The following is a 25,951-nucleotide window of genomic DNA, read 5'->3' as shown; positions in this document are numbered from 1 at the left end:
GGATTTAAAGGTGATTGATTTTAACTTAAAAGTTAATGACAGAATAGAGATAGTGGCAAATGAAAAAGCATACAAATCGCTAATCTTAGACGTTGAAGATGAATTTTTGAGAATAAATGTACCGGTATATGATGGAGATTATTTAGTATTACATACAGGGGAAGAAATTGAGATTAATTCTTATTTAGATGAAAGCAGATGTTATAATTTCTTTTGCACGGTGCTTTCAAGAGGTAAAGAAGGAAACATTATATACTACAGATTATCTACACCTTTTAATGTGGCCAAGATACAAAGAAGAAATTTTTTTAGGGTTGAATTAGTACAAGAAATACAATTTAAGAAAATAACAAATATAGATGAGGATGATATTGACAGTATACCTTATCAAAAAGGGTTAATGGTTGACGTAAGCGCTGGTGGCTTAAGGCTGAAAACTAAAGAGGATTTGAGGAAAGGTGACATAATTTTAGTTGATCTTAAGCTTCCTAAGATAGAATTTGAATTGAGATGTGAATTTGTGAGAAGTGTAATAGCTGATGATAAAGAGAAATTATGTGGTTTAAGATTTGTTGACATCATGCCTACACAAGTGGAAATTATTATCAAAGAACTTTTCCAGATAGTTAGAAAACAAAGATCTAATGTATAAATGTTAGATGGAAAATAGAGATGAGAAAAAAATGGGGAGGTAATGAGGGTATGCAGGCATTAAAGAAAGATGTTGATGGAAAAGAACAAATAATACAAGAATATATTCCATTAGTAAAATATATTGCCTCAAGGGTTATGTTCGGTAAAAATAAATATATGGAATATGAAGATTTAGTGAGTCATGGTATGATTGGACTCATGGATGCTATTAATAAGTTTGATAGCACAAAAGGAATGAAATTTTCATCTTATGCATCCATAAGAATTAAAGGTGCAATGATAGACGAACTGAGAAAGAATAGACCAATTTCTAAAGGAGCTATGGACAAGCTAAATAAATATAATAAAGCAATTGATACTTTACAAGCTGAGTTGCTCAGAGAGCCATCCTGTGATGAAATTGCAAAGCACTTAGGTATATCTTTAAGCGAAGTTGCAGAAATTGAAAATTATATCAACTACATTTCTATGGTCTCCTTGGAAAATGTTATTTTTTCGGATGATGAAGATGTAAATCTTATTGGAATAATAGAAGATAAAAATAGTCCAAGTCCTGATTCCTATCTGCAGGATAAGGAGCAGCTGGAGACCTTAACTAAGGCAATAGAATTGCTTAAAGAAAAAGACAAGACAGTATTAAATCTATATTACTATGAAGGTTTGACCTTAAAAGAAATAGGTGCAGTATTAAGTGTATCTGAATCTAGAGTTTGTCAATTACATAGCAGAGCCATAAGTAGTTTAAGAGAATGTATGCGAAAACTGCATTATATGGATTAAATTATACATATTAAAATGAATTTACAATTGATCATTGATCATTGATATTTGAGGTGTTTTATGCCATTAATATTATTAGCAATCGGAATAGGTTTGATAATATATAATTATAGAGCTATTAAAATTGAGGAAAAGGCAAAAAATACACATGAAGGTTTAGATATTCCTTTTGAACGTGTACTTTCCAATAATAAAGAAGAATTGGAAGATTATAAAATAGAAATTGGAATTTTGCGAAGAGATATAGCTGAAAGCCTTACTGAATTGCAAGAAGAAATTTTAGAAATGAAAAGTGAGATAAATATACTTAAGAAAAACGAAAAGTTATACGAAAATAAAGAAGAATTAAAAAGTGACAATGTTATAAATTCTGATTTATTAATAGAAAATAGTGAAGCTTCTAAAGAAAGTGATGATATAAATGAAAATTCATTGGTTAAGGTTGATGAAGAAGATGTAATATCTGAAATTAAATTTTCAAAAGAAACTGACAGCAATAAGACTCATAAGATTAAAAAACTTTTGGAAGAGGGATTAACTGAAGAACAAATATGTCATGAATTATCTGTGAGCAAGGGGGAAGTGTTATTAGTAAAAGGTTTATTCAAAAAATAAAAAGCATTATCTTGAAACTCATGGATAAAAAAATTTTATTAGGGATAGGAATAGGACTTGTTATTGGGGTAATATTCATGTGGGGATATGACTATACTTCAAACTTGTCAGATAGTCAAATTGAACAAAAAGCTAGAGGATTAGGTATGATTTACCCAAATGAGAGTAAATCTTTGTTAAAAGGAGAGGATTAAATTGATAAGAGGATTGTATACTTCTGTTTCAGGATTAATAGCACTTCAAAATGATCAGGAAGTAACTACAAATAATATTGCTAATATAAATAATACAGGATATAAAAAGCGTGATTTGACAAAAAGTAGTTTTGATGATGTTATGATATCAAATAGACAAAAGCTAGATGGAGATAAATATGTTAGAAACGATATTGGAAAATTAAGCTTAGGAGTAAAAGTTAATGATGTAGAAACTGTATTTACACAAGGGACTCTTAAAGCTACAGATAGTTCAACTGATTTTGCTATAGATGGAAGAGGCTTCTTTGTAGCTCAAAATGGAAATCAAGAAGTGTATACGAGAGATGGAAATTTTAAAATTAGCAATCAAGGATATTTGATTACTAATGATGGATCTCAAGTTCTAGGTACTAATCTTGCAACAGGGGCGAGAGAACCTATTTATATTGGAAATAATAAATTTTCTTTAGATGCAGAAAATAATATTAACATAGATGGAATTGGGCAGACACATAAATTATTAACTGCTGATTTTCAAAGTTATAAAAATTTAGAGCCTATTGGTGATAATTATAGTACAACAGATAATCCAGTTTATGATGCTAAAGTTAATATAAGACAGAATTTCCTTGAAGGTTCAAACGTTGATCCTTCGACAGAAATGGTAAAGCTTATGGAAATAAAGAGACAATTTGAAACAAATCAAAAGTTTGTAAAAATGCAGGACGAAACAATTCAAAAAGCTGCGACTGAATTAGGACGTGTATAGAAATAGGTATAAAGGAGTAAAAAATTATGTTTAATATTTTCGCAACCGGAAAAAGTGGGTTAACAGCATATCAAGAAAAAATTGATTATATTTCAAATGACTTGGTTAACAATGAAACAACAGGTTATAAGAGAACAGATGTAAATTTTAAGGATTTAGTAACTGATACATTGAACAGAAAGGGAACCCCTTTAGTAAATGAAAAAGCAGTGACTGGAACAGGAGTTAGGTTAGGTACAAATTATGCAAGTAATAAGCAGGGAAATCTTATTACAACTGGTGGAAAGACTGACTTAGCTATTGATGGAAAAGGTTATTTTGGCCTTACTCAATCAGATGGAACTGTTGCATATACTAGAGATGGTAATTTTAAAGTAGATTCAAATGGAGTTTTGGTTGATACAAGTGGAACGAAAGTGTATGTAGAATATGCTAATGGAGCCTCAGAAGGTAATCCAGCATTAGATAGTCAAAATATTTCTATAGCTCAAAATGGTGAAATATCAATGAAAGTTGATGGTCAGGAGACAGTAATAGGGAATATACCGGTGTTTACATCTATAGGAGATAAAAGTTTTGTACCTGTTGGAAATAATCATTTTGTTCCTGCATCAGATGCACAAGTAACTTTAAGTAATGATTATAATATTGAACAAGGCTATTTAGAAGCATCGAATGTTGATACAGCTGAAGCTTTTTCAGATATGGTATTAACAACTAGAGCTTTTCAACTAAGTTCAAAGGCAATAACCTCTGCAGATGATATGTGGGGCATGATTAATAGTATGAGATAATTAGTTTAGTGGCAAGTAAAATTTGATAAGTTATTAGTTAAGTAAAATATTGGTTTTGATAAAAAGGTTATCTATAAAACTGTATGTATTTTAGTTCATAACTTATCATCTAGAGCTTGTCATTTTTTTATTTTTCTCAACTTCAGCAGCATGTAAATTTAGCCTTTACACAAATTAATTTTAAAAGTAAAATAAATATGTATTATTTTTTATTAAAAGACATAGGAGGAATTATTTTGGAAAACGTAGTTTATGTAACTGGACACAAAAATCCCGATTCAGATTCCATTTGTGCTGCATATGGTTATGCAGAATTTAAAAATAGAACTAGCGATCTTCCTGCTGTACCAGTAAGACTTGGAAATGTAAATAGAGAAACACAATTTATCTTAGATTATTTTGGAGTTAAAGCTCCAAAATTATTAGAAACAGTTAAGCTTAAAGTAGAAGATTTAAATTTTGATACCATTGAAGCAATCAAAGGTGATTATTCTTTAAGAATGGCTTGGAATATTATGAGAGATAATCATATAAAGTCATTGCCAGTAACTGATGCTAAAGGACATTTAATAGGAGTTCTTTCTATTTCAAATTTAACATCATCATATATGGACATAGGAGATAATGATATATTAGCAAAAAGTAAAACATCAATTGAAAGTATTTTAGATACACTTTCTGCTAGCAGTATATACATAAATGAAGAATGTAAAGTATTTAAAGGAAAAATTGCTGTTACAGCAATGCAGCCAGAAAGCCTAAAGGAAATCGTTGATGAAGGTGATATTGCAATTGTAGGGGATAGACCTGACGTGCAAGAGGCATTAATAGATATAAAAACATCATTGATTATTATAACAGGCTCTCATAAACTTGCAGAAAATTTATTATCTAAAGCTAAGGAAAATGGAGTTACTATTATTAGTACCCCTCACGATTCCTTTACAGCTTCAAGATTATTAATTCAAAGTATACCTGTAAGTTATGTTATGGCTACTAAAGATTTAATTTCATTCTCAAAGGATGATTTAGTTGAAGATATTAGAGATATCATGGCTGAGACTAGATTTAACAGCTATCCAGTAGTTGATGAAGATGGTAAGGTTATAGGAACTGTTTCAAGATATCATTTGATTTCAAATCACAAGAAAAAGGTAATTCAAGTAGACCATAATGAAAGAGGTCAATCCGTTGATGGTCTAGAAGAAGCAGAAGTTATTGAGATTATAGATCACCACAGAGTTGCAGATATTCAAACAAGTAATCCTATTTTCTTTAGAAATGAACCATTAGGAAGTTCATCTACTATAGTTGCTAAAAGCTATTTTGAACTTGATTTAACACCATCAAAGGAAGTTGCTGGATTATTATGTGGAGCTATTATTTCAGATACTCTATTATTTAAGAGTCCAACTTGCACAGAACAAGACAAAATAGTTTGTAAGAAGCTAGCTGAAATAGCTGGTATCTCAAGTATTGAAGATTTCGCTAAGGAAATGTTTAAGGCAGGTACTTCTTTAAAAGGAAAAACTGTATCTCAAATTTTTAACCAAGACTTTAAGCCTTTCACTATGGGAGATTATAAAGTAGGTGTAGCTCAAGTTAATACAATGGATATTGAAGGCTTTATGCCATTAAAAGATGAAATGTTAAGTTTCATGAAAAGTGAAGCAGATAATAAAGGTTATGCTGTAGTTGCTTTATTATTAACAGATATATTAACTGAAGGCTCACAGGTATTAGTTGCAGGAGATAGACCTGATTTCATTGAAAAGACTTTTAAGGTTGAATTAGTAGATTCAATGGCCTTCTTACCAGGAGTATTATCAAGAAAGAAACAAGTAATACCACCACTTACAAATGTGATTAATTCAATGAAATAGTTAATTCAGTTAAGTGTTTCGGCAGTGTTTTTAAATTATCGGGGATAATTTAAAAACACTGCTTTTTTGTATTTTATTTTTAATAGTCAATTGTGATGGGAAAGCATTTTTTTAGAGGTGATATAAAAGTATTTTAAGGTCATGGAATTACATTTAAATAGGATAGAATAATATTTATTGGTGATAGAATTATATCTATAAGTGATAGAAAAGTATATTAAGGTGCATAACTTTTCTAAAGTGAAATATATATAGTAATATATTTCTATTTAGGAGGAAAAAGTTGTGATACAGGAAAAAGAGTTGACTTCGGGTCTTAGTACTAAGGAAGCGGAAAAGAGAATTAGGAACTTTGGACTTAATGAATTGAAGCATCAAAAGAAGATATCTGCTATAAAAATATTATTATCGCAATTTAATGATTTTATTGTTTGGGTATTAATTGCAGCAACAATAATTTCGGGAATAATAGGAGATAAAGCAGATGCAGTTACTATACTTATAATAGTAGTAATTAATGCAATATTAGGATTTGTTCAAGAATTTAGAACAGAGAAATCATTAGAAGCTTTAAAAGAGTTAGCTGCACCAACTTGCAAAGTTTTAAGAGATTCAAGTATAAAAATTATTAACTCAATATATTTAACTATAGGTGATGTAGTTATTTTAGAGGCTGGTGATAGAATACCAGCTGATGGCTTTTTTATTGAGAGTTCAGGAATCGTTGTAGATGAATCACTATTAACTGGTGAATCAGTTGGAGTGAATAAAGAATGTGGAAAATATAAAATTAGTTCAAAGAAAGCAGAAGAAGGGAAAGATGGTAGCAATAAATTAGGAAAAAGCAAAAAAGAAAATGGTCTTAATAATGAAGGATTTATGGGAACAACAGTAGTTAAAGGAAGAGGCTTATTTAAGGTTGACTGCATAGGAATGGATACTGAAATGGGAAAAATAGCGGATTTGATTCAAAATATTGAGGAAGAAAAATCTCCATTAAATAAGAAATTAGATTCCTTAGGTAAAATTCTTGTTGTTATCTGCATTATTATTTGTGCTATTGTAACTATAATGGGGATAATAAGAGGTAATGATATTACAGAAATGTTTTTACTTGGTGTAAGTTTAGCAGTAGCAGCAATACCAGAAGGATTAGCTGCTATTGTCACAGTATCTCTTGCTCTTGGAGTATCTAGAATGCTTAAGAAAAATGCACTTATTAGAAAACTTCCAGCAGTAGAGACCTTGGGTTGTACATCTGTAATATGTTCTGACAAAACAGGAACCTTGACTCAAAATAAGATGACTGTAAAAGAAGTTTATTTAAATGGAAGAATTCATGAACTTGAAAAAGAAAAATTAAATGACTATACAAAGTTTATGAAGGCACTAGTATATTGTAATGATTGCAATTATGACTTTACTAAAAATAAAATGTGTGAAGTTATGCATGGAGATCCAACAGAAACAGCGTTGGTTAATGTATTTTTTAGCGATTCTAAAGAATTAGAACGATTTATAAATAGAGCCAACAGAGTATATGATATTCCCTTTGATTCAACAAGAAAGATGATGTCTGTAATAGTAAAAGAGGAAGGAAAGGAAACTTGTTATGTAAAAGGAGCTCCTGAAAGGTTGATTGATAAATGTGATTTGATTTTGGAAAGTGGTAAGCTTAAACCTTTCACATATCAAAAGAAAAAGCAAGTAATGGAATTTATTACTGCAATGTCTTCCAGAGCCTTAAGATGTATTGCTGCTGCTTATAAAGAAGAACATTTAACAAGAGGAGAGAGATTAGAGCAAAATCTGATTTTTTTAGGTGTTGCAGGAAGTATAGATCCACCTAGACAAGAAGCAGCAGATGCAGTGCTAAAGTGTAAACTTGCAGGAATAAAACCGGTTATGATTACAGGAGATCATCAAAATACAGCGCTTGCTATAGCAAAAGCTTTGAATATATGCAATACATCAGACCAAGTAATGACAGGAGAAGAGATCGAAGAAATAAGTGACTTAGAATTAGAAGGAACGATTAAAAAAATAAGAGTATTTGCAAGAGTATCTCCTAACCATAAGTTAAGAATTGTACGAGCATTTAAGAGAAAAGGTAATATTGTTGCTATGACAGGTGATGGTGTAAATGATGCACCTGCAATTAAGGAATCTGATATAGGGGTTGCAATGGGGATTTCTGGGACAGATGTTACAAAAGAGGCATCTTCAATGATTCTAATGGACGATAACTTTTCTACTATTGTAGCAGCTGTAGAAGAAGGAAGAATAATATATGATAACATAAGAAAATTTATCAGATATTTATTATCTTGTAATCTTGGTGAAGTATTAACTATGTTTCTAGCAACTATTTTTTATTTACCTAATCCATTAAGCCCAATTCAAATATTACTTGTAAATTTAGCTACAGATGGTCTTCCAGCAATAGCACTTGGAGTTGATCCACCAGAACAGGATATAATGAGACAACCTCCAAGAGAAAAGAAAGAAAGCATTTTCGCTAGGGGATTAGTAGAGAAAATATTAGTTAGAGGATCACTTATAGGATTGTGTACCTTGTTATCATTTATGGTTGGAAGATTTTATAGGATGAATTTAGAGGAATGTAGGACGTTAGCTTTGTGCACTTTAGTAATGTCCCAGCTTATACACGTATTTGAGTGCAGATCTGAAAGACATTCCATTTTCCAAATAAAATTATTGACAAATCCATATTTAGTAGGTGCAGTGTTAATATCAGTATTACTAATGTGTTCAGTACTATATGTACCATTTTTACAAAATATATTTCATACTGTAGCATTAACGCTAAATCAATGGCTTATTGTAATTTTCTTTTCAGGAATAATTGCATTTATAAATAGCGTGTATTTACTAATTAAATCCAAATAATAGATATTGAGACAAAGTGTATTATTTTACTATTAAGAAATTAATTTCTTATACGAAAGATAAATGAAGGTAAAAACTCAAGGAGGAGAAATTATGGTTATAACACATAATTTAAGTGCAATGAATGCACAACGCAAGTTAGGAACAAATGTACGTAATCAAAGTAAAACGGCCGAAAAATTAAGTTCTGGATATAGGATAAATAGAGCAGGAGATGATTCTGCTGGTCTTGCAATATCTGAAAAAATGCGATCTCAGATTAGGGGATTGGAACAGGGGAGTGTAAATTCTCAAGATGGAATTTCATTAATTCAAACTACAGAAGGTGCAATGAGTGAAGTTCATAGCATGCTACAAAGATGTAAGACCTTGGCAACACAGTGTGCAAATGGTACTTATCAAGATAAAGATAGAGAAATGGCAAATCAAGAACTACAAGAAATTAAGAAAGATATTGATAGAATAGCAAAGAATACTACATTTAATGGGAACTATGTATTAGATGGTAGTTTAAGTAGTGCGGGAGCTAGTACTCAGGAGCAGAATCAAGCATTACAAGGCTTGAATACTTGGTGGATAAGCAGTGCTCAAAATTTAGTCAAAAATGCAACAGGACTTGACGTACCATCAGGAACAGGAATGAAAGTTGTAATGGATAATAATATGGCATCTAATCTTGCAGCATTTGTACAATATAGTAATAACATTGCTAATCCAAATTTAGAATTGCATGTTAGTACTGCTTTTATAAAGGGTTTGGATTTAACTAGTGATAAGGATGGAAAAACAGGAAATATTTATATAGACAGAGTTATCGCTCATGAATTAACTCATGCAACCATGGCAGCAACAACTGATATGTGGAATCAGCCTACTTGGTTTACAGAAGGCGTAGCAGAATGTGTTCACGGTGGTGATGACAGAGTAGAAGGTATTTTAAGTAATGGTCTTAATACAGTTTCAGGACTTACAAGCACTTTAAGTAGTGGCTGGGCAAGTAATAATGATAAATATGCTGCAGCATATATTGCAACAAGATATATGAATAAATTATATGAAACTGGAGCAGGTAATGATGGTATTAAAAATATATTAAATCAGTTAAAAAATAATACAAGTTATACATTTGATCAAGCTTTGACTGCAGCAAAAGCTGCATCTGCGAATCCATCATCAGCGCCAGCTACTGCAAGTGCATTTTTATCGAAACTGTCATCAGATATTAACAGTACAAGTGATTTGCTGAGTTTAGCTAAAATAGATTTAACTGATGCAGATACAGGTTCTTTAACAGGTTCTGATGCAAGTGGAGGAGCTCCGTTAGATGCATCAGATATAGTACCAGAAGCAGGTGCATTAAATACAACGACGCCAACGGGAACTTCTACAATTGGAAACTATTCAATAGAATGGGGAACACCTATAACTGGAAAAGGAATGGATATACAAGTTGGTGGTAATATTGGAGATATAATATCAGTGACAGGTGGAAATGTTACTTGTGGTTCTTTGGGAATAGATAATATGGATATTTCATCAAGAAGTGGTGCTGTTGATGCATTAGCTATAATTGATACTGCTATTAATAATGTATCGACTCAAAGGGCTACATTAGGAGCAACGCAAAATAGATTGGAGCATACTATTACAGCTACAGATAATACATCTGAAAATCTTACAGCAGCAGAAAGTAGAATAAGGGATGCTGATATTGCTAAGGAAATGATGTCTTACACTAAGGATAATATATTAACTCAAGCTGCACAGACTATGCTGGCACAAGCAAATCAGCAGCCAAACAAAATCCTTGGACTACTACAAGGATAACCAATGGAGAATAAAATCAATAAAAGCTGGAAAATTAATATTTAAATTTTCCAGCTTTTTAAGTTTTGATAAACTTAAATCTATCTTCTCATCATATTTGAAGCTTGTTGACGCGATTTTTTTAGTTGACTGTGGTCAATTGGAATTAAATCTTTTTTAGTTGTAAGATTTAATAAATTCATAATTTGAACTTCTTGTGAATTTTCTTTCTTGCTTTCCTTATCACCTGTAACACCCATTACTATAACTTTATTACCTTGCTTAACAGGGATGAATTCAGGTTTTTTAAACCATCTATTTTTCTTATACCAGCATTTAACGATTTTTGTACCAACTTCAGGTTTAATAACCAGTTCAACCATTAATCTATTGAAGATAATGTAACTCTTTTCAATTAACTTTACAGATAAAACAGTTCCAGAAATACTTGTAATTCTGTCACCATACTTTTCTATATAAGCATTTTGAAAATAGTTACCGAACTTATTGCTCAGTTTTTCTTTAAGACCCATAAAAATTACTCCTTTACATAAAAATATAGCTAACAAAGCTATGTTACTTAAAATACTTAATTATTATACCATATGTTTAAAGTACAGGAAAGTAAATAATAGGGCATTACATTACATAAAAATTATGCTATAATAATGTATCAATAATGGGGTGAGATTAATGGAAAATAAAATATTACATATTGATATGGATGCTTTTTTTGCATCAGTTGAGCAACTAGATAATCCAGCACTTCGTGGAAAGCCTGTTATTGTTGGTGGTGCAAGTGAAAGAGGAGTGGTATCTACTTGTTCGTATGAAGCAAGAAAATTTGGGGTTCATTCAGCGATGCCAATCTTTATGGCTAAAGAAAAATGTCCAAATGGAATATTTGTACCTGGGAGGTATGGCAGATATACTAAAGTTTCTCAAGAGATATTTAAAATATTTAATGAAGTGACTCCTTTAGTAGAACAAGTTTCTATCGATGAAGGATTTCTAGATATATCACAAGGAAAGTTTAATGATGGAATGGAAGCAGCAAGATATATTAAGAATAAGGTGTTTAGAGAAGTTGGATTGACCTTATCTATTGGTATATCTTATAATAAATTTTTAGCAAAACTTGCATCTGATTGGAATAAACCAAATGGGATAAAGGAAATAAATAAAGAAATGCTTCCAGATATCCTTTTTCCTCTTCCTATCTCTAAAATTCATGGTTTAGGTAAGGTGTCAGTAGCTAAGCTAAATAACATAGGAATATATTATGTAAAAGATTTATACAATATGCCAAAAGATTTTTATATAGATTGCTTTGGAAAAAATGGAATTGATATATATAATAGAATTCGAGGCATTGATAATAGAAAAGTTGAAACTCTTCACGAAAGAAAGTCTGTTGGTAAAGAAACAACACTAAAATTTGATACAAGAAATAAAGAAGAATTAGCTGAGTATTTAAAAGAATTTTCTTTTGAAATTGAAGAGATCTTGAGAAGAAAGAATGTTGTTGGAAAGACCATAACATTAAAATTCAAAACAAAGAATTTCGAAAATCATACACGAAGCAAGACCTTAAATTATTATATTGGAAATAATAGTGAGATTTTTAATGTTGCCAAAGAATTGCTAGAAGATGAAGAGTTAAATGAAGAGGTAAGATTAATTGGAATAAGTATATCCTCCTTTAAAGAAACAGAAATGGAGCAGATAAGCTTAATTTAACAATGATCAAAAATCAATTGTCAATTTTCAACCGACAATTGATTTTTGACCATTACTTATTGTTCGTGGTAAGTATCTAAAATTATTCTATAATCAATATTATTAAGGTCTGCATACATTCTATTCTTCTTGTCCAATTTGGCAATATATTCGTTATTTTTATAGTCGTGGTTTACTAATTTAAAGAAAAATTCTTGAAGTTCCTTATAAATAGAGTAATTTACTTCATTGTCATCTAGATAGAATGTACAGAATTTAACCATATGCATGTATGTATTGTATACTTGAAAAGTAATTTCTTCTTTATAATCTTCATAAGCGTTTAATTCTTTAAACTTTTCAACTAAAGCTTTTAAAGCTGCCATTTTATCCTTTATTTGAATATCTTTTTCATAGCTATTTGTAATTGAATGTAGATTGTTTTCATAGTAATACAAAAGAAGATCAGTTGCATAAACACTCTTTAAATACAGCATAACAACAGGTAAAAAATCCATATCTTCATAAGTGACCTTTTCTCTAAATCTTATATGGTTGTCAATTAATATGTTTCTTTTGATAATTTTACTCCATAAAAATCCTGGATAAGCAATAAGTTGTCGTCTTTTTTCTATATTTAGTTTTCCCCAGGTATTTTCAGTAGTTGATAAAGCGAATTTTTCAACCCTTTTATTTTCAAAACAACAATCTACCATATCGTAATCTCCTGATGTGGCTAAATTGTATAGTTCTTCAAACATTTCGATTTCAACATAATCATCACTATCTACAAAGCCTATGTATTGGCCGCTAGCAATGTTAAGGCCTTCATTTCTAGCACCACCAGGACCTTGTCTTTCCTTTAAATCTATTAAAATTATCTTATTTGGATAACGATCTTTATATTCTTGAAGTATATTAATGCTTTCATCTGTAGAATTATCATTAATTAATATTATTTCAATCTCTTCCAAAGATTGATTTACAAGAGAATCCAAACATTTATGTAAATATATTTCGCTGTTATGCACAGGTACAATTATTGATACTTTTATCATTTTTCTCACTGTCCCTCTTTATAGTATATATATATTATAAAGGAAATTATAAGAAGTCAATACTTTATGTTAATATATTAGGAAATTAAATTTTAATAATATGTAAATTGTTCATGCATTTATGATTTATCTAAGGTAAAATTATGTGTAGAATAAATACTAAAATAGGAGGAGATTATGAGATTTGAACAACTAAAAAGTACAATATTAGCTCACATTAATGATTTTTCATATGATTCTGCAATTCAGCTAATAAGAGAAGGACTTAGCATAAACCTTTTTGATAGTGATTTATATTATTATATGGGATTAGTATATAATTATAAGAAAAATTATAACTGTGCATATTTGTGTTTTGAAAATGCATTACAATATTCTAAAAATATTGAAGAAAAAGATAATATTATTTTTGAAATAAATAAATTAAAGGAATCTAAAGCCATATCAATTAATAACTTTTCTATAATAATACTTACCTTTAATAACTTGAAATATACAATACAATGTATAGAAAGTATTAGAAAATATAATACATTAAATAATTATGAAATTATTGTAATAGATAATAATTCTATTGATGATACAAGGGAATGGTTAAAAGCTCAAAAAGATATTAAATATATACTAAATAGCGAAAACAACGGTTTTCCAGCAGGGTGTAATCAAGGAATAAGTATTGCTAATAAAGATAATGATGTTTTTCTTTTGAATAATGATACTTTAATAATGCCAAATTCAATTTTTACCTTGAGAATGGGATTGTATTCCAATGAAAGTGTTGGATCAGTTAGTTCAGTAAGTAATGAAGCTCCATATCAAACTATACAAGATAAATTTGAAAGTATATCCCAATATTATAATTATTCATTAAAAAATAATATTCCAAATGATAATAAATATGAATATAGGTTAACATTAATAGGATTTGCATTATTATTCAAAAGAACAGTATTAAATGAAGTTGGGTTATTAGATGAAATATTTACACCAGGAAATTATGAAGATAATGATATAAGTTTGAGAATTGTTAAGTTAGGATATAAAAACATACTCTGTAAAGATAGTTTCATATATCATTATGGTGGTAAAAGTTTTAAAAGAGATATTCAGCGTTATAGTGATATATTAAATGTTAATAATAAAAAATTTCAAGATAAATGGAGAATTGATCCAGAAAAATCTTTTAGAAGAAGAAATGATATATTAGAGCTAATAGATGAACCAAATAATTCAACCTTTAATATTCTCGAGATTGGTTGTGCTTGTGGAGCAACTTTGTTGGAAATTAAAAATTTATATCCCAATGCAAATATTTATGGGGTTGAATTAGATAAAGATACTGCAGAGATCGCAAAGACATTTGCCAATATTGCTATTGGAGATATAGAGAATTCTAATTTAAATTATAAAGAGAACTTTTTTGATTATATTATTCTTGCCGATGTTTTAAATTATTTAAAATATCCAGTTAAAACATTAGAAAATATAAAAAAATATTTAAAATATAAGGGGAAGGTTTTAATAAGTGTACCTAATGTAATGAATTTTACGATATTAAAAGATTTGATTAATGGAAATTGGTATTATGAAAATGAAGGATTTTTAGATGCGGAGTGTTTGAAATTTTTTACTTATAAAGATATATTAGCAATGCTAAAAAAAGCAAACTATAATAATATTTTTATAACGTCAATTGCAAATATGCCTGAAACTATTGAAGACAATGAATTTATTAACAAAATAAGTGCATTATCAAATTATGAAAATATTCAAGAAGAATTAATTAATTTTGAGTATTATATTAAGGCTCAAAATATAGATATAACAAACGATGAAAAAGAAAGAGCAGAAAATCTAAAAAATGATATTAATATTATAATTAAGGAATTAGATAAAAATTTAGAAAACGATGGTATGGTGTCAGAATTAATAAAATTAATAAAATCTGAAAATATAACAAGCAGTTATATTATTAAGAGGATTGAAAATAAGGTTAAACATCAAGGGAAAATATTAAATAAAATTGCAATTGCATGTCTTAATAATAATCTAGAGGAGCATGTGCTTCCTCTTTTAGAAAAAGCAAATGTATTAGAACCAAGAGAGCTGGATATTATTTACAACTTGAGTGCGTTTTTAACAACAAGACATGAATATATTCAAGCATTAGATTATCTAAATTCATTGTATGCAAGTAATAATGATACAGATGAATTAGAAGATTTTATTAATGAACAGATAAATCAATAAGTATGAATGATCAATTGTCAATTATAAATGGCTACTGACAATTGATCATTGCTGTCTAAAGAGCATACTCAATAATAGCTTTTAGAACTCCATGTTCTATATTACTTGCGGCTATGTACTTACCATATTGTTTCATATCTTCTGGAGCATTTTCCATAACAAAACTATATTCAGCTTCAGCTAGCATTTCTATGTCATTATAATAATCACCAAATACCATGGTTTCTTCTTTTGTAATATTTTCTGTATTCATTAGCTTTCTTAAAGCAACACCTTTATTTGCACCTGTATTAGAGATATCAATCCAAACCTCACCAGAACCAACCACATTTAATATATCTCCAAATTTAGGTTTGAAAACATTATTAAGATTTTCTAAGGAATTTTCTAAATTGCATATGGTAATTTTAACTATATCGTCATCAACATTTTTTAAGTCATCTACAGGATTAATAATTTTATAATATTTTTTTATTTCATTTAAATGACCTTCAGAACAATTCTTTTCAACATAAGCACAGTTAGCTGCACATAAGATAACTGCATTACCAACTATCTCTTTAGCACATTCGATGACCTCATGAACAAGATTTCTGTCAATAGAACTTTCATATATTATTTTACCATTTTCAACGACTAAAGCACCATTTTCACATATATAAGATAAATTTTCTCCAATAGGGCCAAAGTTGGCTTGTAAAGTATAATAAGGCCTTCCGCTAGCTACGACTAATTTTATGTTCTTTGCTGCTAAACGATCTAAAATTTCTGTAAATTCAATAGGTAAAACACCATTTTCATCTAACAATGTTCCATCCATATCTGTTGCAATTAATTTTATCATAAGAACTCCTTCCAATGCTTTATTCTTAAAATTTAACCTTTCTAATGATAGCATATAGTGATTGCAATTATCAATGTTCAATTAATAGCGAAAGCCCTTTAGGATTTCTTGAATTGAGATGTATAATCGTAATTAGACCTCATATAGATTATTTATCCAAATAAAGTTATGAAAATTTTATTTTATAGTAAAAGATTTCAAGGGATTGTTTGAGTTTCATTAATAATTTAAATATGATAACATAGTAATGAAGAATTATTATGCGATAATTTTTCAGTGAAATAAGAAGAGGTGATTTATATGAAATATGCATTAGATGTACATACGCATACTATTGCAAGTGGGCATGCATATTCAACATTAATAGAAAATGCAAAGGCTGCATCGGAAAAAGGCTTAAAGGTTCTTGGAACTACAGAACATGGTGTTTCTATGCCACATTCTCCACATATTTGGTATTTCCACAATTATAAGGTATTACCAAGAGAAATGTATGGTGTGACTATGCTTTATGGGACAGAAGCTAATATTATTGATTATGATGGAAAGCTAGATATGGAAGACTATACCTTAGAAAAATTAGATATTGTAATTGCAAGCATACACGATGAAGTTTATAAAGTTGGAAGTGTTGAAGAAAATACAAGAGCTTTTATAAATGTAATAAAGAGTGGAAAAGTTGATATAATTGGTCATCTTGGAAATCCAGGAGTGCCAGTAGATTTTGAAAAAGTAATTAAATGTGCAAAGGAAAATGAGGTTTTAATTGAAATTAATAACAGTTCCTTTACTACATCAAGAATAGGAAGTTTAGGAAATTGTACTGAAATAGCAAAGTTATGTAAAAAACATGAAGCCACACTAATAATGAATAGTGATGCACATTTTTGTACATTAATAGGGGAATTTTCAGAAGCTGTTAATATGTTGGAATCAATAGATTTTCCAGAGGAACTTATAATAAATAAAGATCCTGATCAATTACTAGCTAGATTAAAGAAAAAAGGAAAATTACAGGACGTCGAACTCTAAATGGTTAATGACAAATTATCATCAATAATCAATTATCAATGACATTTGATCATTGACAATTGATTATTGAACCTTTAAATTAGTATTTTACAGAAAATTTCTTTTCATCTTCTACTACTGAAATATCTTTTACATCAATATCATCAACTCTTGCAAAGCCATTTCCCTTTTTTATTTCAGAAACAAAGGAAAAAACATTTTTTTCTAAACCTTGTACCTCAACTTTTACATCACCATTCATAAGATTTTTGCACCAACCAGTTAAATTTAATTTGCTGGCGGTAAGTTGAAGAAAATATCTGAAACCAACACCTTGAACTCTTCCGTTTACAATAATTAAATATCTGATCATATGTTCATCCCAGTTACTAAACTATAAAAACTTATATAGAATTTAGTAACCTGCTCCTTTCTTTTTGTTTTTCAAATTACTCAAAAGTAAATTAAAAATTGACAATTAATCACTAATGATAATTGAAGATTGACAATTGAATATTGTTTATAAAGATTATATCATATAGGGTACATAATGTAATACTTACAAAATAAAACTATAAAAGTGTTTTAAATTTTCAGAATTTTTAGTATAATATACATATAAAGGGTAAGAATAACAAAGAATTTACATGATATGGAGGCTTTAAGATGATTGAAAGAAGTGTAGTATTAATTAAACCTGATGGAGTAGAAAGAAATATAATTGGAAATATTTTAAGTTGTTATGAAGCTAATGGATTAAAAATAGTTGAACTTAAGCTTATGAGAGCTACAAGAGAAATAGCTGAAAAGCATTACTCTCAACATAAAGGCAAGGATTTTTATGAAGAACTTATAACATTTATTACAAGAAGTCCATTATGTGCAGTAATTCTTAAAGGAGAAGATGCAGTAGCTAGGATAAGAAAAATTAATGGAGCAACTAGTCCAACTGATGCTGAGGAAGGGTCAATAAGACATAGATATGCTAGAAGTAAGACGGAAAATTGTGTTCATGCTTCAGATACTGTAGAAAGTGCAAAAGAAGAGATTGCATTATGGTTTCCAGAAGTTGAAAATTAAATAAAAAATAAAATCTAATTTAATGATTATAAATGGCGCTGTCGTATTAAATTGCGGCAGCGTCTTATTGTATTCGCAATACTGCCAGCTACGGGTGAACCTGACTGTATTTAGAGTACAACTAGCTATTGAATATGGAAAAGATAATAACTAAAAATTATTTTTGTGCTACAATGCCATAAAAATTCTCACCAATATCTATAGATTCTATTGTTGAAAATCCAAGTTCATCTAGAAGCTTCATTAAGTACATTCTATCTAGTCTGTGATTAATAGGTGGTCCGAATTCACTTGAGACCTTTTCCCATTCAACAATAGCAATTTTTCCATTAGGAGTTATAATTCTTTTTACTTCCTTTAAAAAGTTCTTTATATCATCAGCTTCATGTAATACAAGACTGATAAAAGCAAAAGTAACTTTGTTAGATTCTAGTATTAAATCATTTTCTTTTGTTAAAACTGGTTCTATATTTGAAATATGATTATCACTAATTCTAATTTTAACCTCTTCAAGCATTTCGGTTGATATGTCCATTGCAAATATTTTACCTTTTTCTCCAACAACTTCTGATGCTGGAATACTAAAATATCCAATTCCACAACCTATATCAGCCATTATCTCTTCTTCTTGCAAATGAAGATTAATAAGTGTTTGTTTTGGTGGTAAAAGTTCTCTTCTCTTTTCATTATCAAGTTTATGTTTATTCTTTACGTCAAATTTATGTGTCATCTTTTAAAGGCACCTCCTGAAATTATTTATTAATAATATATAAAATTTAAGCATTATAAGCCCTTAATTACAATTATATTATATATTAATACACATGGAAGAAAAAATAAATGTAATTTTATCACAGAGAAGTTTTAACAATAAAGTATTTGAATATTTTAAAGAAAAACTTTTTGCTTAGAATGCTTTAATAAAGGCTCATTATAGCATTTTGTGATTAGATTTAAGTAAATAAATTATCCAATAAAGCTATGGAATAATTCCATAGCTTTATTGGATAATTTTAAAATTAATCATAATTGCAGCATAGCTGCTCTTTTAAAAAAATGATCTTCATTGTAGCATAGCTGCTTCTTTTTGAGAAAAATGATCTTTATTGGAGCATAGCTGCTTTTTTTAAAATTGATCCTAATTGCAGCATAGCTGCTCTTTTTATAGGTGTATATTTTTGCATTGATCACAATTACGACTATTTTCTGGAGACTCTAAATGAATCATAATCTCAGAGTGATCAAGTGATTTTTTTATATCATTTTCAATTTCATCACATACATCATGAGCATCCTTTATTTTCATGTTTTCAGGAAAAACTAAATGTAGTTCAATATATCTAACTCTCCCAGATTTTCTAGTTTTAAAGTCATGATAGTTGCAATAAATAGTTGAGTATTTATTTATATTGTTCTTAATTATATTAATTTCATCATTAGATAATTTAACATCTAAAAGTGGGTTGAATGCAGAGATTAATAATTCAACAGCTTCTTTTAATATAAATACGGCGACCAAAATAGCTACAATTGGATCTAAAAAATTCAATTTAGTTATCCATATAAGAAATAAACCAATTCCAACACCTAAGGATGTATAAACATCAGCCTTTAAATGTAGGGCATCAGCTTCAAGAGCAATAGAGTCCTCTTGTTTTGCAACTGCGTATAGTTTTTTAGAAACTACAAAATTTATAGCTGAAGAAATAAACATAACCATAAAACCAAGACCAATGGATTCTACTTCACCGGGTTCTAGTAATTTGCTTACTGCTTCAATTATTATCCAAATGGAAGCAACAAGAATAAGAAGAGCCTCTATCACACCAGAAACATTTTCTATTTTACCGTGTCCATAAGGATGTACATCATCAGCTGGTTTATCAGATATTTTTACAGAAAAAAAAGCTATAATGGCAGCCAATAAATCCATAGTTGAATGTATCGCTTCAGAAATTATACTTACTGATCCAGTAGCAAGTCCAACAATTAGTTTTAAGATTATCAGTGTGCTATTTGACAATAGAGATAATCTTGCAACTTTAGTTTTTGCATTCATTTTAAAATCCTCCATAATTTAACATAAGTTTTATCATTTGATAAAACGAATTAATAATATAATATATCTATATGCATTATAAGTCAATAGGTGAATGATGATGTGCATTATCAATTGATAATAATGCCTATTATAGTTTCAGGAGAATCACATAGTATTATTTGAAAATGATAAAGAATATTTAATATGTAGACATAAATGTATAAAAAATATCTAAATATAAAAATACTAAAGATAAGTTAAATGAAATGAGGTGCAATAATTGAAAGGAAGAACTCTAATAAAAAATTTTATTTTATTTCTTACATTTGTTTTTATATTTAATATGTTGAGATATACTGTTGAAGCAAAATCAAAAAATTATTCTAAGAGCAATTTATCAATATTAGTTGATATTAGTGAAGAAAGGCTCTATTTAATAGATTCTGAAAAAAATATAATATTAAAAAAATATATTATAGCCAGTGGCAAAGCAGAAACACCATCGCCAGTTGGAACTTGGAAAGTTGTTAGTATGGGAAAATGGAGTGGTGGATTTGGAACAAGATGGATTGGAATAAATGTTCCTTGGGGGATATATGGAATTCATGGTACCAATAAACCAGGATCAATTGGAGGAGAGGCTTCACATGGTTGTATTAGAATGAGAAATGAAGATATAGAAGAATTATATGCGTATATAAATCCAGGGATGATAATATGTATATATGCTGGCCCATATGGCCCTTTTGAAAAAGGATTAGTACTTTTAAGACCAGGAGATAGAGGTGCTGATGTTTTAGAAGTGCAAAGAAAAATGAAAGAAAAGGGTTATTACCCAGGAAATCTGGATGGGATATATGGAGAGGAAATGAAAAAATATGTGATGAAATTTAGAAAGGACAACAATCTTAAGGAAGGCCATGACATTAATAAAGAATTCTATGAAAAGCTTGGGATTACTTTGGTAGATTAATTAACTTAAGATAAATGGAGATTGATTTGAATTTAATTGGAGTCAATGGAAAAAAGTTTAGTTATGCTTTTTACTACTTTAATATAGAACCTTTGAGAAAACTCAAACATAGTATAATTTGAAATACTAAAAAGGAAGAAAAGCATGTATAATAATAAAATATATTCAGCGGATTACTCGTCTGAAACTTCAAGTTATAATTCAGACAATATATACAATAATGATTGGACATATCCGAGTTTTAATTTTAGATATGTCCCATGTAGTACGCTTTTTGATGAAATAGAAAATGATTCAAGAGCTGATTACTCCACTTCAGAAATGGCAACCAATCAAATCAAATTGCAAGATTATGGACCACAGCCAGTAGTAGTTAACATCGATAAAGTTACCAAGCAAAATAACAATTTTCGTATTGCTTTATGGACAGGAGAACATTATCAAGTTACGTTGATGAGTATCAATGTAGGTGATGACATAGGCCTAGAAATTCACCCAGATACTGATCAGTTCATACGTATAGAAGAGGGGCAAGCAGTTGTTAAAATGGGAAATAGTAAAGATAACTTAGAGTTTCAAGCAAATGCTCGTGATGACTTTGCAATTATGATACCTGCCGGTACTTGGCACAATATTATCAATACAGGGAATAAGCCTCTTAAGGTATACTCTATATATGCACCGCCTCATCATCCTCATGGAGTAGTACAGGAAACTAAGCCTACTGAATAAGATAATTATGATAATATAATAATGAATTATTAATAATAAAGGGTGAATGAATTTAGCTTAAATTATTCATCCTTTATTATGTATATGTCTTTATAGTTAGATAGAATTATAGATATCCAACGCGAGAATTATACTTATGCATCAATTACCGAAATCAGATACATTTATCTTCCACAGGACTAGTGAAATTTTCGCTGGAATGTTCTAAATGTGGGCTTGTCGTCATTTCAGCGTGTTACTAAAGTAAATTTATGACAAGCTGAAATGAAACAAGCCATAGAGGAAACTCGACTCACGTTCGTTCGCTGAGTAAGCGATTCACACCAAATCAGTTTTTTAAAGGAGGTTAACTCATGAATGAGTTAACTAAGTTCAAGAAACCAAATCATAGATTTGGGCTTTAACTTATCTGCTTAACAACCATCATCAGCTCAATTTCACATGCCTGATTCCAGAAAAATGTATCTGATTTCTAGTGTAGTGTTACGATTATAATTTCTAAATGATGTATGTATATTTCATTTAGAAGTTTGATTATTAATTTGGATATCTATACTATAAAGAGCTGTTTGCTTATAAGTATTATATAAAGAAGCTAACTTTACAATAGATTCTTACCAAATATGTAGTAAATGCTGCATAAGAAGACTGACAAAGGCTATGCAGATCCAGCAGCAAAGTCCAATAATAATTGGTTTTTCACTTGTTTTTATTAATTTTATTATATTAGTATTTAAACCTATTGCACCCATAGCCATTGTAATGAAAAATTTACCAAGATCAGATAAAGATTTTGTAGTGTAAGGATTAAGATTGAAAATTGTACTTATAATAGCTGCTAATAGGAAAAATAAAATAAACCATGGAAATATTTTTGAAAAATTAACAGTAGTGGATGCATTTTTTTTAGAACGATATAAAGCTAAAGCTAATGTGATCGGAATTATAGCAAGAGTTCGTGTAAGTTTGACTATAGTAGCATAATTAAGGGCAATGTCATTTCCATGAGAACCTGCCCAGGTTTGTCCAGCAGCCACCACTGAAGAGGTATCATTTATGGCAGTTCCAGCCCACATACCAAAGCCTATATCATTAAAGCCTAATAAATTGCCTAGGAATGGAAATAAAAAGGCTGCAATTACATTAAATAAGAAGATAACAGAAATTGATTTGGCAATATCTTCATCACTAGCATCAATTACTGGTGCAGTTGCAGCAATTGCCGCTCCCCCACATATGGAGGAGCCCACTCCTACTAAAATAGAAACATTTGAAGGGATTTTTATAACTTTGCTTATTAAATATGAAATAATAAGTGAAGTTGAGATTGTTGATATTATTATTAATAATGATTGACTACCAACTTTAAAAATATCAAAAAGGTTCATACCAAAACCAAGTAAAACAATTGCATATTGAAGGATTTTTTTTGAGGTGAAGGATATTCCGCTTTGAAAATAGTCTTTACGCGGAAAAAGTGCAATTATTAAGCCTAGTAAAATTGCAAACACAGGACCACCTATGATTGAAAAATTCTCTCCTAGTAATGTTGCAAAAATACCCATTATAAGGCAAAGTAATAGGCCTTGATAATTTCTTTTTATGAAGTTCATAACTATTCCTCTTTTCTTAATTTTTTCTTTTATGGCTTAATAGTAGCATAGCGATATAATAAGATAAAATTATTTATTTTTATATAATGATAAAAATATGTTATGATTAATTTGAAGAGGTGGAGATATGTTAGATTTTAGAATAAATACTTTTTTAACTGTATGTGAATATATGAATTTTACTAAAGCCGCGGAAATACTATGTATTACGCAGCCGGCTGTATCACAGCACATTAAATATTTAGAAACAGTATATAACTCAAAGTTATTTGAATATGAAGGGAAAAAAATAAGGCTAACAAAAGCAGGAAAATTATTATATCAAACCAGTATTACTATGAAGCATGATGAGGAATATCTTAAGGGGAAAATTAAAGAGGAGCAACTAGGAATTACAAGTATTAAATTTGGTGCAACCCTTACAATTGGGGAATTTATATTGCCAGCTAAACTTAATTCTTATTTAAACAAAAATAAGAATATGAAAATTACTATGATTGTAGAAAATACTAAGGAGCTTCTATATAGATTAGAACATGGAGAAATTGATTTTGCATTAGTTGAAGGATATTTTATTAAGAGTGAGTATGACTATGTTGTTTATTCAAAGGAAAACTATATTTGTGTAACAGGTAAGAATTACAAATTAAAAAAACAGCCACAAGTATTAGAAGATTTATTAGGAGAAACCTTGATTGTAAGAGAAAAGGGCTCTGGTACAAGAGATATTTTTGAGAAGAACTTAGAAGAACAAAACTTAACTATAAATGATTTTAGTAAAGTTATAGAAATAGGAAATATAAATTCAATAAAATATTTAGTTAAAAATAATCACGGAATTACAGCTTTATATGAGGCAGCAGTCAAAGAAGAACTTGAAAATGGATCTCTACAAAAAGTTGAAGTTTCTGATTTACAAAAAAATCATAAGTTTTATTTTATATGGAGAAAAAATAGTACTTTTGAAGAATTGTATCTGGAAATATTAAAAGAGTTCCAATAAGCTATATTTATGATTGCATAACAAATACTTATTTCACTTATGAATAAATATAAATTATACTTAAAATTATCAAAATATAATATTAAGAGCATGAAGGAAAATAGAAAACTTGAGATCAATAAATATTTTTAAGTGTCTTTTATTTAAAAGATGATAAGTTTAAGGGAGATGTATATTTTTTATGGTTAATGCAAAGAGACAAAAAGAAATGAAATCATTAGGATTTTTATTACAAAATGATAAAGAGCATTTTGCAGTGAGATTTTTAAGTAAAGCAGGTAACTTTACAGTTGGAGAACTAAACAATATTAATAAGCTTGCAGAAAAATATGGAAGGGGATATTGTGGACTCACAACAAGACTTCAAATAGAAATTCCTTGGATTAAAGATGAAGATGTAGAAAAAGTGATTGAAGAAGCAAAAAAATTAGGTTTGCACCATGGTGGTACAGGTCAAAAAATAAGACCTCTAGTGGCCTGTAAAGGGACTGTTTGTCTTCATGGAAATATTGATACTCAAGAAATTTGTAGACAATTGGAAAGTAAGTATTTTGGAACAGATACGCCTCATAAATGTAAAATGGGTATTGTTGGATGTGCTAATAACTGTGCAAAAGCAAATATAAATGATATTGGAGTAATGGGAAAAACAATACCAGAATTTAACTTAGATAAATGTATAGGTTGTGGACTTTGTATACAAGGTTGTAGACAAAAAGCGTTAGAAGTAGTAGACAAAAAAATAATTTATAATGAGGAATTGTGTGTAAGCTGTGGTGAATGTGTAAGAGTATGCAAAACTAATGGAGCTATTGCTAAAGAAGAAGGTGCAGATATATTTGTTGGTGGAAGATTTGGAAGAGGAATGAGAATTGGAGATTCACTTGGAAGGATTTTTAAAGAAGAAGAAATAGTGTTTGTTATTGATAAAATAATGGAACATTACAGAGAAATAGGAAATAAAGGTGAGCGAATTTCAGGAGTTATGGATAGAGTTGGGAAGGGAAAGTTTATATCTGAGGTATTAAGAAAGCTTGACTAAATAATTAGATTAATTATTTTTATTGTGGGAAACTTTATATAGAGTATTCTCACTTTTGTTATATTTAAGATAAATTATTATGTATTGCTTAAAAACATCCTTGTGTTGAGCTTAGTAGTGATACAGCAGAAATGATATATGAATTTATCTGATAGCTAGCATCCTTAACACTCCCAC

At 29.3% G+C, this 25,951-nt stretch carries 24 protein-coding genes; 17 read left to right on the top strand and 7 right to left on the bottom strand.

Annotated elements, in window-relative coordinates:
- Nucleotides 1-10 precede the first annotated feature (10 nt).
- The 9 genes from CSPA_RS21870 to CSPA_RS21835 all read left to right on the top strand — a co-directional run bounded on the left by CSPA_RS21870 (nt 11) and on the right by CSPA_RS21835 (nt 10,429).
- Nucleotides 11-652, top strand: coding sequence for a flagellar brake protein (locus tag CSPA_RS21870; RefSeq protein WP_015394568.1), 642 nt, complete (start codon nt 11-13; stop codon nt 650-652).
- Nucleotides 653-702: 50 nt separating this feature from the next.
- The gene (locus CSPA_RS21865) at nt 703-1,434 is read left to right on the top strand and encodes a FliA/WhiG family RNA polymerase sigma factor (RefSeq protein ID WP_015394567.1); all 732 of its coding nucleotides are present in this window, start codon (nt 703-705) and stop codon (nt 1,432-1,434) included.
- A 60-nt stretch (nt 1,435-1,494) separates the two neighbouring features.
- Nucleotides 1,495-2,049: a hypothetical protein gene (locus tag CSPA_RS21860; protein WP_015394566.1), complete on the top strand. Its 555-nt coding sequence runs from the start codon at nt 1,495-1,497 to the stop codon at nt 2,047-2,049.
- Nucleotides 2,050-2,069: 20 nt separating this feature from the next.
- On the top strand, nt 2,070-2,243 hold the full coding sequence (locus CSPA_RS30335; protein ID WP_015394565.1) for a hypothetical protein: 174 nt from the start codon (nt 2,070-2,072) through the stop codon (nt 2,241-2,243).
- Nucleotide 2,244: 1 nt separating this feature from the next.
- Entirely contained in the window at nt 2,245-3,015 is a 771-nt protein-coding gene (locus CSPA_RS21855; RefSeq protein ID WP_015394564.1) for a flagellar hook-basal body complex protein, read from the top strand.
- Between the two features lie 26 nt (nt 3,016-3,041).
- Nucleotides 3,042-3,809, top strand: a complete 768-nt coding sequence (locus tag CSPA_RS21850) for a flagellar hook-basal body complex protein (protein ID WP_015394563.1) — start codon at nt 3,042-3,044, stop codon at nt 3,807-3,809.
- 236 nt (nt 3,810-4,045) lie between these two features.
- Complete coding sequence (locus tag CSPA_RS21845; RefSeq protein WP_015394562.1) at nt 4,046-5,692, top strand: putative manganese-dependent inorganic diphosphatase; 1,647 nt, start codon at nt 4,046-4,048, stop codon at nt 5,690-5,692.
- 285 nt (nt 5,693-5,977) lie between these two features.
- Nucleotides 5,978-8,602 carry a cation-translocating P-type ATPase gene (locus CSPA_RS21840; protein ID WP_015394561.1) on the top strand — a complete coding sequence of 875 codons (2,625 nt, stop codon included), beginning with the start codon at nt 5,978-5,980 and terminating at the stop codon, nt 8,600-8,602.
- 93 nt (nt 8,603-8,695) lie between these two features.
- Nucleotides 8,696-10,429 (top strand): flagellinolysin, encoded by a 1,734-nt coding sequence (locus CSPA_RS21835; protein WP_015394560.1) that lies wholly within the window; start codon nt 8,696-8,698, stop codon nt 10,427-10,429.
- 80 nt (nt 10,430-10,509) lie between these two features.
- On the opposite strand, the gene CSPA_RS21830 is transcribed toward CSPA_RS21835, so the two are convergent.
- Nucleotides 10,510-10,941, bottom strand: a complete 432-nt coding sequence (locus tag CSPA_RS21830) for a hypothetical protein (protein ID WP_015394559.1) — start codon at nt 10,939-10,941, stop codon at nt 10,510-10,512.
- 160 nt (nt 10,942-11,101) lie between these two features.
- Between CSPA_RS21830 and CSPA_RS21825 the strand changes: the two genes are divergently transcribed.
- Entirely contained in the window at nt 11,102-12,148 is a 1,047-nt protein-coding gene (locus tag CSPA_RS21825) for a DNA polymerase IV (protein WP_015394558.1), read from the top strand.
- Nucleotides 12,149-12,204: 56 nt separating this feature from the next.
- On the opposite strand, the gene CSPA_RS21820 is transcribed toward CSPA_RS21825, so the two are convergent.
- Nucleotides 12,205-13,185 carry a glycosyltransferase family 2 protein gene (locus CSPA_RS21820; RefSeq protein WP_015394557.1) on the bottom strand — a complete coding sequence of 327 codons (981 nt, stop codon included), beginning with the start codon at nt 13,183-13,185 and terminating at the stop codon, nt 12,205-12,207.
- A gap of 177 nt (nt 13,186-13,362) precedes the next feature.
- Here CSPA_RS21820 and CSPA_RS21815 point away from each other — a divergent pair, with 177 nt between their 5' ends.
- Nucleotides 13,363-15,435, top strand: coding sequence for a bifunctional glycosyltransferase/class I SAM-dependent methyltransferase (locus CSPA_RS21815; RefSeq protein ID WP_015394556.1), 2,073 nt, complete (start codon nt 13,363-13,365; stop codon nt 15,433-15,435).
- A gap of 55 nt (nt 15,436-15,490) precedes the next feature.
- Here the strand turns inward: CSPA_RS21815 and CSPA_RS21810 are convergent, their stop codons facing one another.
- Entirely contained in the window at nt 15,491-16,279 is a 789-nt protein-coding gene (locus tag CSPA_RS21810; protein ID WP_015394555.1) for a Cof-type HAD-IIB family hydrolase, read from the bottom strand.
- A 300-nt stretch (nt 16,280-16,579) separates the two neighbouring features.
- Between CSPA_RS21810 and CSPA_RS21805 the strand changes: the two genes are divergently transcribed.
- Complete coding sequence (locus CSPA_RS21805; RefSeq protein WP_015394554.1) at nt 16,580-17,311, top strand: phosphatase; 732 nt, start codon at nt 16,580-16,582, stop codon at nt 17,309-17,311.
- A 79-nt stretch (nt 17,312-17,390) separates the two neighbouring features.
- Here the strand turns inward: CSPA_RS21805 and CSPA_RS21800 are convergent, their stop codons facing one another.
- Nucleotides 17,391-17,663, bottom strand: coding sequence for an acylphosphatase (locus CSPA_RS21800; protein WP_015394553.1), 273 nt, complete (start codon nt 17,661-17,663; stop codon nt 17,391-17,393).
- A 293-nt stretch (nt 17,664-17,956) separates the two neighbouring features.
- On the opposite strand from CSPA_RS21800, the gene ndk reads away from it, so the two are divergent.
- Nucleotides 17,957-18,370, top strand: coding sequence for a nucleoside-diphosphate kinase (gene ndk, locus CSPA_RS21795; RefSeq protein ID WP_015394552.1), 414 nt, complete (start codon nt 17,957-17,959; stop codon nt 18,368-18,370).
- A gap of 157 nt (nt 18,371-18,527) precedes the next feature.
- Here the strand turns inward: ndk and CSPA_RS21790 are convergent, their stop codons facing one another.
- Both CSPA_RS21790 and CSPA_RS21785 read right to left on the bottom strand, forming a co-directional pair.
- Complete coding sequence (locus CSPA_RS21790) at nt 18,528-19,100, bottom strand: class I SAM-dependent methyltransferase (protein ID WP_015394551.1); 573 nt, start codon at nt 19,098-19,100, stop codon at nt 18,528-18,530.
- Between the two features lie 432 nt (nt 19,101-19,532).
- Nucleotides 19,533-20,429 (bottom strand): cation diffusion facilitator family transporter, encoded by an 897-nt coding sequence (locus tag CSPA_RS21785; protein ID WP_015394550.1) that lies wholly within the window; start codon nt 20,427-20,429, stop codon nt 19,533-19,535.
- A 262-nt stretch (nt 20,430-20,691) separates the two neighbouring features.
- On the opposite strand from CSPA_RS21785, the gene CSPA_RS21780 reads away from it, so the two are divergent.
- Nucleotides 20,692-21,384 (top strand): L,D-transpeptidase family protein, encoded by a 693-nt coding sequence (locus CSPA_RS21780; protein ID WP_015394549.1) that lies wholly within the window; start codon nt 20,692-20,694, stop codon nt 21,382-21,384.
- A gap of 144 nt (nt 21,385-21,528) precedes the next feature.
- On the top strand, nt 21,529-22,116 hold the full coding sequence (locus tag CSPA_RS21775) for a cupin domain-containing protein (protein WP_015394548.1): 588 nt from the start codon (nt 21,529-21,531) through the stop codon (nt 22,114-22,116).
- Nucleotides 22,117-22,730: 614 nt separating this feature from the next.
- Here the strand turns inward: CSPA_RS21775 and CSPA_RS21770 are convergent.
- Nucleotides 22,731-23,729, bottom strand: a complete 999-nt coding sequence (locus CSPA_RS21770) for a YeiH family protein (RefSeq protein WP_015394547.1) — start codon at nt 23,727-23,729, stop codon at nt 22,731-22,733.
- 127 nt (nt 23,730-23,856) lie between these two features.
- On the opposite strand from CSPA_RS21770, the gene CSPA_RS21765 reads away from it, so the two are divergent.
- Together CSPA_RS21765 and CSPA_RS21760 are read left to right on the top strand one after the other, a co-directional pair.
- Nucleotides 23,857-24,732 carry a LysR family transcriptional regulator gene (locus CSPA_RS21765; RefSeq protein ID WP_015394546.1) on the top strand — a complete coding sequence of 292 codons (876 nt, stop codon included), beginning with the start codon at nt 23,857-23,859 and terminating at the stop codon, nt 24,730-24,732.
- A 181-nt stretch (nt 24,733-24,913) separates the two neighbouring features.
- Nucleotides 24,914-25,774, top strand: a complete 861-nt coding sequence (locus CSPA_RS21760; RefSeq protein ID WP_015394545.1) for a 4Fe-4S binding protein — start codon at nt 24,914-24,916, stop codon at nt 25,772-25,774.
- The last annotated feature ends 177 nt before the right edge of the window (nt 25,775-25,951 follow it).

It is taken from the genome of Clostridium saccharoperbutylacetonicum N1-4(HMT) (assembly GCF_000340885.1).
Taxonomy (GTDB): domain Bacteria; phylum Bacillota; class Clostridia; order Clostridiales; family Clostridiaceae; genus Clostridium; species Clostridium saccharoperbutylacetonicum.
This window is presented reverse-complemented; position numbering and strand designations above follow the sequence as displayed.

Excerpts from the sequence above, each read along its gene's own strand:
- CSPA_RS21820 (WP_015394557.1), bottom strand. The coding sequence starts at position 13,185 with ATGATAAAAGTATCAATAATTGTACCTGTGCATAACAGCGAAATATAT.
- CSPA_RS21825 (WP_015394558.1), top strand. The coding sequence starts at position 11,102 with ATGGAAAATAAAATATTACATATTGATATGGATGCTTTTTTTGCATCA.
- CSPA_RS21775 (WP_015394548.1), top strand. The coding sequence starts at position 21,529 with ATGTATAATAATAAAATATATTCAGCGGATTACTCGTCTGAAACTTCA.
- ndk (WP_015394552.1), top strand. The coding sequence starts at position 17,957 with ATGATTGAAAGAAGTGTAGTATTAATTAAACCTGATGGAGTAGAAAGA.
- CSPA_RS21850 (WP_015394563.1), top strand. The coding sequence starts at position 3,042 with ATGTTTAATATTTTCGCAACCGGAAAAAGTGGGTTAACAGCATATCAA.
- CSPA_RS21830 (WP_015394559.1), bottom strand. The coding sequence starts at position 10,941 with ATGGGTCTTAAAGAAAAACTGAGCAATAAGTTCGGTAACTATTTTCAA.
- CSPA_RS21860 (WP_015394566.1), top strand. The coding sequence starts at position 1,495 with ATGCCATTAATATTATTAGCAATCGGAATAGGTTTGATAATATATAAT.
- CSPA_RS21835 (WP_015394560.1), top strand. The coding sequence starts at position 8,696 with ATGGTTATAACACATAATTTAAGTGCAATGAATGCACAACGCAAGTTA.
- CSPA_RS21815 (WP_015394556.1), top strand. The coding sequence starts at position 13,363 with ATGAGATTTGAACAACTAAAAAGTACAATATTAGCTCACATTAATGAT.
- CSPA_RS21785 (WP_015394550.1), bottom strand. The coding sequence starts at position 20,429 with ATGAATGCAAAAACTAAAGTTGCAAGATTATCTCTATTGTCAAATAGC.
- CSPA_RS30335 (WP_015394565.1), top strand. The coding sequence starts at position 2,070 with ATGGATAAAAAAATTTTATTAGGGATAGGAATAGGACTTGTTATTGGG.
- CSPA_RS21760 (WP_015394545.1), top strand. The coding sequence starts at position 24,914 with ATGGTTAATGCAAAGAGACAAAAAGAAATGAAATCATTAGGATTTTTA.
- CSPA_RS21805 (WP_015394554.1), top strand. The coding sequence starts at position 16,580 with ATGAAATATGCATTAGATGTACATACGCATACTATTGCAAGTGGGCAT.
- CSPA_RS21765 (WP_015394546.1), top strand. The coding sequence starts at position 23,857 with ATGTTAGATTTTAGAATAAATACTTTTTTAACTGTATGTGAATATATG.
- CSPA_RS21810 (WP_015394555.1), bottom strand. The coding sequence starts at position 16,279 with ATGATAAAATTAATTGCAACAGATATGGATGGAACATTGTTAGATGAA.
- CSPA_RS21800 (WP_015394553.1), bottom strand. The coding sequence starts at position 17,663 with ATGATCAGATATTTAATTATTGTAAACGGAAGAGTTCAAGGTGTTGGT.
- CSPA_RS21865 (WP_015394567.1), top strand. The coding sequence starts at position 703 with ATGCAGGCATTAAAGAAAGATGTTGATGGAAAAGAACAAATAATACAA.
- CSPA_RS21770 (WP_015394547.1), bottom strand. The coding sequence starts at position 23,729 with ATGAACTTCATAAAAAGAAATTATCAAGGCCTATTACTTTGCCTTATA.
- CSPA_RS21790 (WP_015394551.1), bottom strand. The coding sequence starts at position 19,100 with ATGACACATAAATTTGACGTAAAGAATAAACATAAACTTGATAATGAA.